General features: G+C 71.8%; 11 protein-coding genes, 1 pseudogene and 1 riboswitch. Of the genes and pseudogenes, 9 read left to right on the top strand and 3 right to left on the bottom strand.

All coding sequences use genetic code 11. From position 1 onward, the window contains the following. Nucleotides 1–93 precede the first annotated feature (93 nt). The 8 genes and pseudogenes from sigR to ACF061_RS05875 all read left to right on the top strand — a co-directional run bounded on the left by sigR (nucleotide 94) and on the right by ACF061_RS05875 (nucleotide 8,686). On the top strand, nucleotides 94–789 hold the full coding sequence (sigR, locus tag ACF061_RS05910) for an RNA polymerase sigma factor SigR (protein ID WP_392266153.1): 696 nt from the start codon (nucleotides 94–96) through the stop codon (nucleotides 787–789). Beyond that, complete coding sequence (gene rsrA / locus ACF061_RS05905; RefSeq protein ID WP_392265583.1) at nucleotides 786–1,115, top strand: mycothiol system anti-sigma-R factor; 330 nt, start codon at nucleotides 786–788, stop codon at nucleotides 1,113–1,115. Before sigR ends, rsrA begins: the two co-directional genes overlap by 4 nt. A 143-nt stretch (nucleotides 1,116–1,258) precedes the next feature. Beyond that, a pseudogene (locus tag ACF061_RS05900) lies at nucleotides 1,259–2,554 on the top strand (HD-GYP domain-containing protein); the annotation flags it as partial. A 362-nt stretch (nucleotides 2,555–2,916) separates the two neighbouring features. Next, nucleotides 2,917–4,143: an HD-GYP domain-containing protein gene (locus ACF061_RS05895; protein ID WP_392266152.1), complete on the top strand. Its 1,227-nt coding sequence runs from the start codon at nucleotides 2,917–2,919 to the stop codon at nucleotides 4,141–4,143. 104 nt (nucleotides 4,144–4,247) lie between these two features. Then, entirely contained in the window at nucleotides 4,248–5,228 is a 981-nt protein-coding gene (locus tag ACF061_RS05890) for a tetratricopeptide repeat protein (RefSeq protein ID WP_392265582.1), read from the top strand. A gap of 59 nt (nucleotides 5,229–5,287) precedes the next feature. Next, on the top strand, nucleotides 5,288–5,938 hold the full coding sequence (gene def / locus ACF061_RS05885) for a peptide deformylase (protein ID WP_392265581.1): 651 nt from the start codon (nucleotides 5,288–5,290) through the stop codon (nucleotides 5,936–5,938). Nucleotides 5,939–6,227: 289 nt separating this feature from the next. Continuing rightward, on the top strand, nucleotides 6,228–7,313 hold the full coding sequence (cyc1, locus tag ACF061_RS05880; RefSeq protein WP_392265580.1) for an epi-isozizaene synthase: 1,086 nt from the start codon (nucleotides 6,228–6,230) through the stop codon (nucleotides 7,311–7,313). Further along, nucleotides 7,310–8,686, top strand: coding sequence for a cytochrome P450 (locus tag ACF061_RS05875; RefSeq protein WP_392265579.1), 1,377 nt, complete (start codon nucleotides 7,310–7,312; stop codon nucleotides 8,684–8,686). Before cyc1 ends, ACF061_RS05875 begins: the two co-directional genes overlap by 4 nt. A gap of 59 nt (nucleotides 8,687–8,745) precedes the next feature. Here ACF061_RS05875 and ACF061_RS05870 read toward each other — a convergent pair whose 3' ends face one another. Further along, complete coding sequence (locus ACF061_RS05870) at nucleotides 8,746–9,711, bottom strand: GlxA family transcriptional regulator (protein ID WP_392265578.1); 966 nt, start codon at nucleotides 9,709–9,711, stop codon at nucleotides 8,746–8,748. A 93-nt stretch (nucleotides 9,712–9,804) separates the two neighbouring features. Between ACF061_RS05870 and ACF061_RS05865 the strand changes: the two genes are divergently transcribed. After that, nucleotides 9,805–10,077, top strand: a complete 273-nt coding sequence (locus tag ACF061_RS05865) for a hypothetical protein (RefSeq protein ID WP_392265577.1) — start codon at nucleotides 9,805–9,807, stop codon at nucleotides 10,075–10,077. On the opposite strand, the gene ACF061_RS05860 is transcribed toward ACF061_RS05865, so the two are convergent. Together ACF061_RS05860 and ACF061_RS05855 are read right to left on the bottom strand one after the other, a co-directional pair. Beyond that, a complete protein-coding gene (locus ACF061_RS05860; protein WP_392266151.1) occupies nucleotides 9,990–10,946 on the bottom strand; it encodes a ribonucleotide-diphosphate reductase subunit beta in 957 nt (318 codons plus the stop codon). The genes ACF061_RS05865 and ACF061_RS05860 overlap by 88 nt on opposite strands. Nucleotides 10,947–11,008: 62 nt before the next feature. Next, complete coding sequence (locus ACF061_RS05855) at nucleotides 11,009–13,375, bottom strand: ribonucleoside-diphosphate reductase subunit alpha (RefSeq protein ID WP_392265576.1); 2,367 nt, start codon at nucleotides 13,373–13,375, stop codon at nucleotides 11,009–11,011. Nucleotides 13,376–13,496: 121 nt separating this feature from the next. Further along, nucleotides 13,497–13,669: riboswitch (cobalamin riboswitch) on the bottom strand. Nucleotides 13,670–13,680: the final 11 nt, after the last annotated feature.

The following is a 13,680-nucleotide window of genomic DNA, read 5'->3' as shown; positions in this document are numbered from 1 at the left end:
ACCGCCCCCGTCCGGGCGGCGAGCGGACCGGATCGTCGTCTATCCTCCGAAACGAGTGGGACCGCTCTCGGTCTCACGACATCGTTCGAGGAGGTGGGTCCGGTTCCCGGTACCGGCGCAGGGACCGACAACGGCCAGGCGGAGCTGCCCGAGGGCCAGGGCACGGGCGCGTCCGCGTCCGACGAGTCGACCGCCGAGCGCAGCGCGCGCTTCGAACGAGACGCGCTCGAATTTCTCGACCAGATGTACTCGGCCGCGCTGCGCATGACGCGCAATCCGGCCGACGCCGAGGACCTGGTGCAGGAGACGTACGCCAAGGCGTACGCGTCCTTCCACCAGTTCCGTGAGGGCACCAACCTCAAGGCGTGGCTGTACCGCATCCTCACCAACACCTTCATCAACTCCTACCGCAAGAAGCAGCGCGAGCCCCAGCGCAGCGCGGCGGAGGAGATCGAGGACTGGCAGCTCGCGAGGGCCGAGTCGCACATGTCCACGGGTCTGCGTTCCGCCGAGTCGCAGGCGCTGGACCACCTGCCCGACTCGGACGTCAAGGAAGCGCTCCAGGCGATCCCCGAGGAATTCCGCATCGCCGTCTATCTCGCGGACGTAGAGGGCTTTGCGTACAAGGAGATCGCGGACATCATGGGGACACCCATCGGCACGGTGATGTCCCGGCTGCACCGGGGCCGCCGTCAACTGCGCGGCATGCTCGAGGACTACGCCCGAGAGCGCGGGCTGGTCCCGGCCGGCGCCGGCAAGTCGAACGAAGCGAAAGGCTCGGGCTCATGAGCTGCGGAGAGCCGCACGAGACGGACTGCAGTGAGGTACTCGATCATCTGTACGAGTTCCTCGACAGTGAGATGCCGGAAGTCGATCGCACCAAGTTCGAGCACCACTTCGAGGAGTGCTCGCCGTGCCTCGAGAAGTACGGTCTGGAGCAGGCCGTGAAGAAGCTGGTCAAGCGGTGCTGCGGGCACGACGACGTACCCGCGGACCTGCGCGCCAAGGTCATGGGGCGGATCGATCTGATCCGCTCCGGCGGCCAGGCCGAGTCCGGGCGTGACGTGACCGCCCGTGACGTGACCGCCCCGCCGGTGACTCCCCAGGAGTCCTGAGGGTCCCTGGCCAGGACGCCCACCGTCTGAACGCCCATCACTCGAACGTGCTAATCCGCGGGTTATCGGCCCGCGGACTCCCCCCAGCCCGTCCTAGGCTCGGACCCACTGGCCGTGGACAGGCATGACCGGGGAGGGGCGTCATGGAGGCGGTTCCACCACGGGCCCGCGCGTACGTCGCCTGTGTCGTCCTGGCCGCCGCGGTCTGTCTGCTGCCGCTGCCCGCGACGCACACCCCCTGGTGGGAGGTCGTCCTGCTGGCGGCGGTGTACGCCGGCTGCGAGCGGCTCGCCCTGCGGCGCTTCGCCGGCCCGTTCTACCCCGTCCTGCTGGCCGCGGCCTTCCTGCTGCCGCCGCCCGCCGCCGCACTCGTCCCGCTGCCCGACGCCCTGCTCGCCCCGGCCGGGCGGCGGCCCGAGGCGCTGCGCCGGGTCTGGCGGGCGGCGCAGCCGGCCCTCGCGGTGTGGGCCGCCGCCCGTGTGCACGGGGGCCTGGGCGGGCGGGACGCCGTCGTCACCTCCGACTTCCCCTTCGCGCTCGTCCCCGCCACGGCCGCCGTCACCGCGTTCTGCCTGGTGCTGACCGCGCTGGACGGCGGGATCCTCGCGCTCGCCGAGCGGATCGAGGCGCGCCGGGCCTGGCAGGGACTGTTCGCCCGGTCGCTGGCGCCGATCGCGGTGCACGGGCTCGCCGGACTGATGATGGCCGTGCTCTGGCGCAGCCGGTACGGGCCGGTGGCCGCGCTCCTCGTGCTGCTGCCGATGTGCGTGTCCTGGTGGGCGTACGCGCAGTACCACCGGGAGCGGGCCGCCCACCGGGCGACGATCCGGGCGCTGGTCCAGGCGGTCGACATCAAGGACGGGTACACACGCGGGCACAGCGAGCGGGTCGGCCACGCCTCCCGACTGATCGCGCGCGAGCTGGGCATGGACGACGAGCGCGTCGAGGTGCTGCGGTTCGCCGGGATCCTGCACGACGTCGGGAAACTGGGCGTCCCCACCCGGCTGCTGCGCAAGGACGGCCCGCTGACCCCCGACGAGCGGCGGGTGATCGAACTGCATCCCGAGTACGGGCACGAGATGGTGCGCGGGATCTCCTTCCTCGGCGAGGCCCGCTCCGCGATCCTGCACCACCACGAACGGCTGGACGGCAGCGGCTACCCCTACGGCCTGAGGGGCGGCCAGATCCCGGAGTGCGCGCGTGTGGTCGCCGTCGCCGACGCGTTCGACGCGATGACGTCCACCCGCTCCTACCGGCGGGCCCGGCCGGTGGGCGACGCACTGGCGGAACTGGAGCGCTGCGCGGGCACCCATTTCGACCCGCGGGTGGTCACGGCGCTGGCCCGGGCCCTCGCCGAGCACGGCTGGCACCCGACGGTCACGGCCGAGGAGCCCCCCACCGGCCCGCCGCCTCCCGCCGCCCCCGCCGACGCCTACGGCACCGGTCCCGCCGTCCGAGCCACCGGGACCGGCCCCCCGGCCGGCCGCCCCGAGCCCCCCGCCGGGCACGGCGCCCACGGCGACCGCTCCCGGTCGTCCCCCGGCGGCGGCCCCGGGACACCCCCCGGCGGCGGCACACCCGCCGCCCCCTCGGCCCCGCACGCGGCCGACGCCGCTTCCGCCGCTCGTGCCGAGCCGTCGGGCGCCGCTCGTGCCGAGCCGTCGGGCGCCGCTCGTGCCGAGCCGTCCGGTTCCGGCGGCCCGGCGTCGCCCGGCGCCCGGCCGTACGACGCCGCCGTCGCCTCCTCGGGCCGGCCCGGCGCCGGGCGCCGGGATGTCCGCCGGTGAGGCGGCCGCACCTGATGGTGCTCGTCCGCGGCTCCGCCCTTCTCGTCGCGCTGCTCTCCCTGGCCGTCACCCTGGGGACCGGCCTGGCCGAGCGCGGGACCGCGCTCGCCTTCGGAGCCCTGGTGCTGGTCGGGGAGCTCACCCGGTGGTCCGGGACCCACGTCCGGGAGGCCGCGCCGCTCGGAGCGGCCGGCGCGCTGTCGTACGCCCTGCTCGGTGAGAACGCCGGCCGGCCCAGCCACCACGGGGCCTTCCAGGTCGTCGCCGTGGTGCTCGCCGCCGGACTGCTGGGCAGCGTGCCGCACATCGCGCGCGGGCACAGCCCGACCCTCGACCACCTGGCACGGCGGATCCTCACCGTGTTCCTCGCCGCCGTCTGCTTCCAACCGCTGTACGGCGAGGGCGCGTTCCGGGACTGGGTCGGGCCGGCGTACGCGCTGCTGCTGCTCGCGCTCCTGGCGCTCACCGCCCTGTGCGGCGCCGTGCTCGCCGCCGCGCCGGCCCACTGCCGCACGCGCTGGCCGTTCGGCCCGCTGCTGCGGGAGGAACTGCGGGGCCTGGTCGGGATCGGGTCGGCGGTGTGCGCGACCGGCGCGGTGATGGCCCTCGCGGTCGCCGTCGTAGGGCTGTGGGCGCTGCCCGTGTTCTCGCTGCCGCTGCTGCTCACCCAGCTCTCCTGCCGGCGGCACGCGGCCGTGCGGGCCACCTACCGGCAGACCATCGCCTCGCTGGCCCGGGCCACCGAGGTCGCCGGGTACACCCCGGCCGGGCACGCCCGGCGCGTCGCCGCGCTCAGCCGGGCCGTGGGCCGGGACCTGGGACTCGCGGAGCCCCGGCTCACCGTCCTCGAGCACGCGGCCCTCATGCACGACATCGGGCAGCTCAGCCTGGTCGACCCGGTTCCGGCGGGCGCCACCGCCGGTCTGCCCGCCGAGGAGCAGCGGCGCATCGCACTGCTCGGCGGTGCCGTGGTCCGGCAGACCGGGGTGGACCGGGAGGTCGCGGTGGTGGTGGAGCGGCAGGCCGACCCCTGCCGGGAGCAGCCGCTGCCCGCACGGATCGTACGGGTCGTGAACGCCTACGACGAGAAGACCCGGGACGCCGGTCCCGGCGGGTCGCTGAGGGCGCTGGAGGAGCTGCGGCTGGCCGCCGCCGGCGACCACGCGTACGCGCCGGAAGTGGTCGAGGCACTGGCCCGGGTGCTCTCGCGCGGCTGTCTTACCTCCCCCGCCGCGGGGTAACCCATGGGTAATGAGCGCCGCTGAAGCCGTACGTGGTTGGATGCAAAGGGAAGGGCGTCCGGGGGCAGAGCCAGCCCACTCAACGGAACTGGCAGGCAGGAATCGTGAGGATCTTCGGCAAGGGACGGCACCGGCCCTCCGCCTCCTGGCGGCAGGCCACCGACCGCGCGTTCACCCTGATCGGCGACGGCCGTTACGAGGACGCGGGCGCACTGCTGACGCGCGCCGCCGATCTGGAACCCTGGCTCTCCGAGTCCTGGTTCAACCTCGCCCTCCTGCACAAGTTCCGGCACGACTGGGAACAGGCAAGGGCGGCGGGCCTGCGGGCCGTGGCCCTGCTGGAGAAGGAGTCCGGGGCGCCCGACTGGTGGAACGTCGGCATCGCCGCCACCGCCCTGCAGGACTGGCCGCTGGCCCGACGGGCTTGGCAGGCATACGGTCTGAAGGTGCCCGGCGGCGTGGCCGCCGCCGGGGAGCCGCTGGGCATGGAGCTGGGCAGCGCGGCGGTCCGGCTGTCGCCGGAGGGCGAGGCCGAGGTGGTCTGGGGCCGGCGGCTCGACCCGGCCAGGATCGAGGTGCTGTCCATCCCGCTGCCGTCCTCCGGACGGCGCTGGGGCGAGGTCGTGCTGCACGACGGCGTGCCCCACGGCGAGCGGACCACCGCCGCCGGACACAGCTACCCCGTCTTCGACGAGATCGAGCTGTGGGCGCCCTCGCCGGTGCCCACCTGGGTGGTCCTCCTGGAGGCGGCCACCGAGGCCGACCGGGACGCCCTGGAGCAGCTCGCCGCCGACGCCGGCTTCGCCGCCGAGGACTGGTCGTCCTCCGTACGGCTGCTGTGCCGGACCTGCTCGGAGTCGCGGATGCCGTCCGACGAGGGCGACGGCGAGCACCTGGACCCGCACGACCACAGCGAGCCCGGGCACCCCGGGCCGCTGGGGCACCGCACCGACGGACAGCTGTGGGTGCCGGAGCGGGAGTGCGGGGTGGCGGCGCCCGCCTCCCTGGTGAGGGGCCTGCTGGACGGGTGGGTGGCGGACAGCCCGGACTCGCGGGACTGGCGGGACCTGGAAGAGGTCTGCTGAGCGTTCGCCGTACTCTTATCCAGCATCAGTCGTTCCAGAAAGGCAGGCGTACGTCGGTCATGGCGCAGCAGGACACCGATCAGCAGCACGCGGGCGTGCTCCCCGTCGACGACGACGGCTACGTGGTCGACACGGAGGACTGCGAGGAGCGCGAGACGGCCTGGCGTGAGCGCGGTACCTCGCGGCCGATCACGGTCGTGGGCAATCCCGTGCTGCACAAGGAGTGCCAGGACGTCACCGAGTTCGGCGACGACCTCCAGCAGCTCGTCGCGGACATGTTCGCCAGCCAGCGCACCGCCGAGGGCGTGGGCCTGGCCGCCAACCAGATCGGCGTCGACCTGAAGGTCTTCGTCTACGACTGCATGGACGACGAGGGAGTCCGGCACGTCGGCGTCGTCTGCAACCCGGAACTGGTCGAGCTGCCCGCGGACCGGCGCCGCCTGGACGACAGCAACGAGGGCTGTCTGTCCGTGCCGACCGCGTACGCGCCGCTCGCCCGCCCCGACTACGCCGAGGTCACCGGCCGGGACGAGCGGGGCAACGCGATCAAGGTGCGCGGCACCGGCTACTTCGCACGCTGTTTGCAGCACGAGACCGACCACCTGTACGGGTACCTCTACATCGACCGGCTCTCCAAGCGCGAGCGCAAGGAGGCGCTGCGGCAGATGGCCGAGAACGAACCGCGCTACCCCGTGGTCGCCAACGACTGAGCCCAGCGGTGCGGTTGGGGCGACAGTCCCCTCGTGCGAACGGCGCCTGACCGGATGAACGGTCGGGCGCCGTACTCGTGTCCCTCCCGCATTCGATTCTCTGTGCCCATGTATTGATTCATAATCAGACACACAAGGGGATGTTCTCGGCATCCGAGGCGATGGGTAGGGTAAATCCGTTCCCAGAGCAGTCAGTTGTGGTGCTGAATGGGGGTGCGGGGATACACGACGGCGTGCGCCGGGCAGCGCGGCAGGGGCGGGCGCCACCGGCGGCTGAGAGGGGTTGTTCGTGCCGGCTCTCCCATACAGCACCACAACGACATCGACAGCGGTCGCGGTGCCACCATCACTGGCGCTCCCGGTGCTCGAGGCGGCGTTTCCCAGGCGACTGCACGCCTATTGGCCCGAGCTCCAGGAGAAGACCCGCGGCTGGCTGCTGGAAAAACGGCTCATGCCGGCCGACAAGGTGGCCGACCACGCCGACGGCCTCCGCTACACCGACCTCATGGCCGGGTACTACCTCGGCGCCCCCGACGAGGTGCTCCAGGCGATAGCGGACTACAGCGCGTGGTTCTTCGTCTGGGACGACCGCCACGACCGCGACATCGTCCACGGCCGGCCCGTCGCCTGGCGCCGGCTGCGCCGCGCGCTGCACACGGCGCTCGACTCCCCCCGGGACCACCTTGACCACCGGGACACCCTGGTCGCGGGGTTCGCGGACAGCGTGCTGAGGCTGTACGGGTTCCTGCCGGCCACGTGGAACGCCCGCTTCGCCCGGCACTTCCACGCGGTGATCGAGGCGTACGACCGGGAGTTCCACAACCGCGCCGAGGGCGTCGTGCCCACGGTCGAGGAGTACCTCGCCCTGCGCCGGCACACCTTCGCGCACTGGATCTGGACCGACCTGCTGGAACCGGCCGCGGGCCGCGAACTCCCGGACGCCGTGCGGAAAAACCCCGCCTACCGGCGCGCGGCACTGCTCAGCCAGGAATTCGCCGCCTGGTACAACGACCTGTGCTCGCTGCCCAAGGAAATAGCGGGAGACGAGGTGCACAACCTCGGTATAAGTCTTGTCAAACATGAGGGGCTGACCCTGGAGGAAGCAGTCGCGGAGCTCCGGCGGCGCGTCGAGGAATGCGTATCCGAATTCCTCGCCGCGGAGCGGCAGGCATTACGATTCGCCGACGGCCTGGCGGACGGCACGGTACGGGGAAAGGAACTGAGCGCCGCCGTGCTCTCCTGCCTCGGCAATATGCGGAACTGGTTCAGCTCCGTCTACTGGTTCCACCACGAATCCGGCCGGTACCGGGTCGACAGCTGGGACGACCGGTCGACACCCCCGTACGTCAGCGACGAAACGGCAGGTGAGAAATGACCGACGAGTCGGTGCGGCCCTCAGGCCGGTCGGCGGCGGGCCCACAACCGCTCGAGCCGCCGGCGGCGGCGGGCGCCGTCCCCTTCCTCGGCCACGGCCTGAGACTGGCCCGCGATCCGCTGGCCTTCCTGTCGCGACTGCGCGACCACGGCGACGTCGTCCGCCTCCGCCTCGGCCCCAAGACCCTCTACGCCGTCACGGCGCCGGCCCTCACCGGCGCACTGGCGCTCAGCCCCGACTACATCATCGCCGGACCGCTCTGGGAGTCCCTGGAGGGCCTGCTCGGCAAGGAGGGCGTGGCCACCGCCAACGGTCCGCTCCACCGCCGCCAGCGGCGCACCATCCAGCCCGCCTTCCGGCTGGACGCGATCCCCGGGTACGGGCCGATCATGGCGGAGGAGGCGCACGCGCTGGTGGAACGCTGGCGCTCGGCCGAGGTGATCGACGTCACGACGGAGTCCTTCCGGGTGGCCGTCCGCGTCGCCGCCCGGTGCCTGATGCGCGGCAGCTACGCGGACGCCCGCGCCGAGCGCATCTGCGCCGCGCTGGCCACGCTCTTCAGCGGCATGTACCAGCGCATGGTCGTTCCGCTCGGACCGCTTTACCGCATACCCGTGCCGAGCAACCGGCAATTCAACCGTGCTCTGGCCGATTTTCACCTCCTGGTCGACGAGATCGTCGCCGACCGCCGGGCGGGCGGTCAAAGACCGGACGATTTGCTTACGGCTTTGCTGGAGGCCGAGGATGAGAATGGTGAGCCCATCGGGGAACAGGAGATCCATGATCAGGTCATCGCGATACTCACCGCCGGAAGCGAAACCGTCGGTTCCACGATCATGTCGATCCTCCTCGCCCTCACGGAGTACCCGGATCTCGGGCGCCGGATCCGCGACGAGGTGAAAACCGTCGCCGGAGACCGTCCGGTCGCATTCGAGGACGTCCGAAAACTGACGTACACCGCGAATGTCGTCGTCGAGACATTGCGGTTGTATCCAGCCGTATGGATATTGACGCGCCGGACGGTGACCGAGACGGAGCTCGGCGGGTACCGCATTCCGGCGGGGGCGGACGTCGTCTACAGTCCCTACGCCGTCCAGCGCGACCGGCGGTCGTTCGAGCGGCACGAGGAGTTCGACCCCGGACGCTGGCTGCCCGAGCGGTCCGCGGAGGTGCCGAAGTACGCCATGAGCCCGTTCGGCGTGGGCAACCGGAAGTGCCCGGGCGACCACTTCTCGATGGCCGAGCTCACCCTCCTGACCGCGGCGGTCGCCTCCGCCCACCACTTCGAGCACGCCCCCGGCTCCGACCCCAGGCCGCGCATCGGCATCACGCTGCGCCCGCGCCGCCTGCTGCTGCGGGCCCTGCCCCGCTGACCGGCCCCCGCGGGACCGGCCCCGCGGGGAACGGTCGTTGCCTCGTGCCGAGCGCGCGTTCAGGCGGCCTCCGGGCCCCTGAACGCGCGCCGGTAGGCGTTCGGAGTGGTGTCCAGCACCCGGACGAACTGGTGGCGCAGCGCGGCCGCCGTCCCGAACCCGGTGCGGTCCGCGATCGCGTCCATCGTCTCGTCCGTCCCCTCCAGTAGCCGCTGCGCCAGCAGCACCCGCTGCCGCAGGATCCAGCGGTACGGGGTGGTGCCCGTCTCCTGCTGGAAGCGCCGGGCGAAGGTGCGCGGGGACATGTGGGCGCGGGCGGCGAGCTGCTCGACGGTGACCTCCTGGTGGAGGTTGCGCTCCATCCAGACCAGCACCTCGCCGACGGTGTCGCACGGCGACTTCGGCAGCGGCCGCTCGATGTACTGCGCCTGTCCGCCGGCCCGGTGCGGCGGCACCACCATCCGACGGGCGATCTTGTTGGCCACCTCCGGCCCCTGCTCCTCGCGCACGATGTGCAGACAGGCGTCGATGCCGGCGGCGGTTCCGGCGGAGGTGATCACCGGGTGCTCGTCCACGTAGAGGACGTCCGGCTCGACGACCGCCCTCGGGTACTGGCGGGCCAGCTCGGCCGCGTGGCGCCAGTGCACCGCGCAGCGCCGCCCGTCCAGCAGCCCGGCGGCGCCCAGCACGAACACCCCGGAGCACACGCTCAGCACCCGCGCGCCCCGGTCCACGGCACGCCGCAGGGCCTGGAGCAGCTCGGGCGGGTAGCGCCGGACGGCGAAGTCGTTCCCGGCCGGCACCGCGACCAGGTCGGCCTCCTCCAGCCGGTCGAGCCCGTACGGCGTGGTGACGCTCAGCCCGCCGACATGGGTGCCCAGCGCCGGGCCCTCCGCGGAGACCACCGCGAAGTCGTACACCGGCAGTCCGTCGTCGCTCCGGTCGATGCCGAAGACCTCGCAGACGACGCCGAGTTCGAAGGGGTGCACGCCGTCCAGCAGGACGGTGACCACGTTCCGCAGCATGCTCACAGTGTGCCCCGGATGTGGCAGGAATTTGAAGCTGTACGGCAGTCCTGCCACTCACGGACAGGAACATCCGGCGCGACAGTGGTGTGCATGAACACAGACCGGATCGAAGCCCTGATCTCCATGCTCGTGACCTTCGGACTCCTGGTCCTGATGGCCCTGCCGTCGCTGATCGGCGTCGTGCGCGACAAGCGCGTCGACCGCCAGATCAGGCGGGCCCGGCAGGAACACGCGGACCAGGAGTCCCGCGAGGCCGCGCGGGAAGGACGACAGGCTCAGAAGTCCTCGTCCAGGTCGACGGTGCCCTCCACCGCCACCTGGTACGCCGACGGACGCCGCTCGAAGAAGTTGGTCAGCTCCTGAACCCCCTGGAGCTCCATGAAGGAGAAGGGGTTCTCCGAGCCGTACACCGGAGCGAAGCCGAGCCGCGCCAGACGCTGGTCGGCGACGCACTCCAGGTACTGCCGCATCGAATCGGTGTTCATGCCCGGGAGGCCGTCCCCGCACAGGTCGCGCGCGAACTGCAGCTCGGCCTCGACGGCCTCCCGCAGCATGTCGGTGACCTGCTGTCCCAGCTCGTCGTCGAAGAGCTCCGGCTCCTCCTTGCGGACGGTGTCGACCACGTCGAAGGCGAACGACATGTGCATCGTCTCGTCGCGGAACACCCAGTTGGTGCCGGTGGCCAGACCGTGCAGCAGGCTCCGGCTGCGGAACCAGTAGACGTATGCGAAGGCCCCGTAGAAGAACAGGCCCTCGATGCACGCGGCGAAGCAGATCAGGTTGAGCAGGAAGCGCCGGCGGTCGGCCTTCGTCTCCAGCCGGTCCAGTTTCTCCACCGAGTCCATCCACCTGAAGCAGAACCCGGCCTTCTCCCGGATGGAGGGGATGCTCTCCACTGCCGCGAAGGCCGCCGCCCGGTCGTCCGGGTCGGGCAGATAGGTGTCCAGCAGGGTCAGGTAGAACTGGACGTGCACGGCCTCCTCGAACAGCTGCCTGCTCAGGTACAGGCGCGCCTCGGGGGAGTTGATGTGCTTGTAGAGGGTGAGCACCAGGTTGTTGGCGACGATCGAGTCGCCGGTCGCGAAGAACGCGACCAGACGGCCGATGAGGTGCTGCTCACCGGGGCTCAGCTTCGCCAGGTCGGCGACGTCCGAGTGGAGGTCGACCTCCTCGACGTGCCAGGTGTTCTTGATGGCGTCCCGGTAGCGCTCGTAGAAGTCCGGGTAGCGCATCGGGCGCAGGGTGAGCTCGAAGCCCGGGTCGAGGAGGTTCTGGGATCGGTCGGTGCTGGTCGTCACTGGCAGGCCTCGCAGGACTCGGGGTTCTCAAGGGAGCAGGCGACGGCGTCGGGGTCGCTCACCTGCGGTACGGGGACGGTGGGCCGGCTCTGCGCCCGGGCCGCGCGGGCGATCCGGGTCGCCGGGCGGGAGCGCAGGTAGTACGTGGTCTTCAGGCCCTGTTTCCAGGCGTAGGCGTACATCGAGGAGAGCTTGCCGATCGTCGGCGTCTCCATGAACAGGTTCAGGGACTGGGACTGGTCCAGGAACGGGGTGCGGGCCGCGGCCATGTCGATCAGGCCCCGCTGCGGGATCTCCCACGCCGTGCGGTACAGCCGCCGTACGTCCTCGGGGATCCAGGCGAACTCCTGCACCGAGCCGTTCGCCTCGCGCAGCGCCTCACGGGTGCGGGTGTCCCAGACGCCCAGCTCCTTCAGGTCGCGCACCAGGTAGGAGTTGACCTGGAGGAACTCCCCGGAGAGGGTCTCGCGCTTGAACAGGTTGGAGACCTGCGGCTCGATGCACTCGTACACGCCCGCGATCGAGGCGATGGTGGCGGTCGGCGCGATGGCCAGCAGCAGTGAGTTGCGCATGCCGATGGCGGCGACGCGCTCGCGCAGGGCCGCCCAGCGCCGCGGCCAGGTGAGCTCGGCGTCGTAGTGGTCGGGGTGCAGCACGCCCCGGGCGGCCCGGGTCAGGTCCCAGGCGGGCAGCGGGCCGCTCCGCTCGGCGAGGTCGGCGGAGGCCTCGTACGCGGCGAGCATGATCCGCTCGGCGATACGGGTGGAGAGCGCCTTCGCCTGAGGGGAGTCGAAGGGCAGCCGCAGCTTGAAGAAGACGTCCTGCAGGCCCATCACGCCCAGCCCGACCGGCCGCCACCGGGCGTTGGACCGGCCCGCCTGCCCGGTCGGGTAGAAGTTGATGTCGACCACGCGGTCGAGGAAGGTCACGGCGGTGCGGACGGTCCCGTCCAGCCGCTCCCAGTCGATGTCCCCGTCGCGCACGAACGCGCCGAGGTTGACCGAACCGAGGTTGCAGACCGCCGTCTCGCCGTCGTCGGTGACCTCCAGGATCTCCGTGCAGAGGTTGGAGGAGTGGACGACGTGGCCCGGCTCGGCCGTCTGGTTGGCGGTGCGGTTGGCGGCGTCCTTGAAGGTCATCCAGCCGTTGCCGGTCTGCGCCAGGGTGCGCATCATCCGGCCGTACAGGTCGCGGGCCGGCATCGTCTTCCTGGCCAGGCCCCGCGCCTCCGCGGCGCGGTACGCGGCGTCGAACTCCTCGCCCCACAGGTCCACCAGCTCCGGCACGTCGGAGGGCGAGAACAGCGACCACTGCCCGTCGGCGTCCACCCGGCGCATGAACTCGTCCGGGATCCAGTGCGCGAGGTTCAGGTTGTGGGTGCGCCGGGCGTCCTCGCCGGTGTTGTCGCGCAGCTCCAGGAACTCCTCGATGTCCGAGTGCCAGGTCTCCAGGTAGACCGCCGCCGCGCCCTTGCGCCGGCCGCCCTGGTTCACCGCGGCCACCGAGGCGTCCAGGGTCTTCAGGAACGGCACGATGCCGTTGGAGTGCCCGTTGGTCCCGCGGATCAGCGAACCGCGCGCGCGGATGCGGGAGTAGGCGATGCCGATGCCGCCGGCGTGCTTGGAGAGCCGGGCGACCTGGTGGTAGCGGTCGTAGATGCTGTCCAGCTCGTCCTTGGGGGAGTCGAGCAGGTAGCAGGACGACATCTGGGGGTGCCGGGTGCCGGAGTTGAAGAGCGTGGGGGAGGAGGGGAGGTAGTCGAGGCGGCTCATCAGCCCGTAGAGCGCCGCCACTTCGTCGACCGAACGCTCCGTGTCGTCCTCGGCCAGGCCGCTCGCCACCCGCAGCATGAAGTGCTGGGGCGTCTCGATCACCTTGCGGGTGATCGGGTGCCGGAGCAGGTAACGGCTGTGCAGGGTGCGCAGCCCGAAGTAGCCGAAGCGGTCGTCGGCGGCCGGGTCGACGACCGCGTCCAGGCGCTCGGCGTGCAGGCGTACGAAGTCGGCCGTCCGGTCGGCGATCAGCCCCTCCCGGTGGCCCACGGCGACGGACCCGGTGAAGGAGGTGACGCCCTGGGAGGCGGCCTCGGCGCGGATGGCGAGGGTCAGCAGCCTGGCGGCCAGCCGCGAGTAGGCGGGGTCCTCGGAGATGAGCCCGGCGGCCGCCTCGGTGGCCAGCTCGCGCAGTTCCGCCTCGTCCGCGTGGGCGGAACGGCCGCGCAGCGCGGCGGCGGCCACCCTCCCGGGGTCGGCGTCGGGGAGGTCTGCGGTCAGCTCGGTCAGGGTCCGCAGCAGCGCGGCACCGGGACCGTCGGGTTCCACGCGGTCCTCGGCTGAGACCGGATCCGCTGGCGCGATGGTCACGTGGGGCTCTCCCTCGCTCGGCTCGGGGCCTCGCCGAGGGCAGGGGGCAGCACACGAGCGCACGCGGCGCCGCGCCCACCGGCCCATTCCACGAGGCCCGGACGTCAGGCACCCGGACCGGACGGCCGGGCGCACTGTCGGCAGGTCCTCGGACTGACGCACGTACACGGCCATGAGGGCATACGTGTACGAGTACACCGTTGCGGGACAGTTCCGGATTCGCACCGGATTCCCCTGCGGCGACAGCGAGCATGAGCATACATCTTGTGCCGGGCCGGGAAGCCACCCCCATATGTTGTGGCGTG

Source organism: Streptomyces sp. NPDC015220 (assembly GCF_043079345.1).
GTDB lineage: Bacteria > Actinomycetota > Actinomycetes > Streptomycetales > Streptomycetaceae > Streptomyces.
The sequence above is the reverse complement of the archived record's forward strand: the minus strand, read 5'-3'. Positions and strand labels throughout refer to the sequence as shown.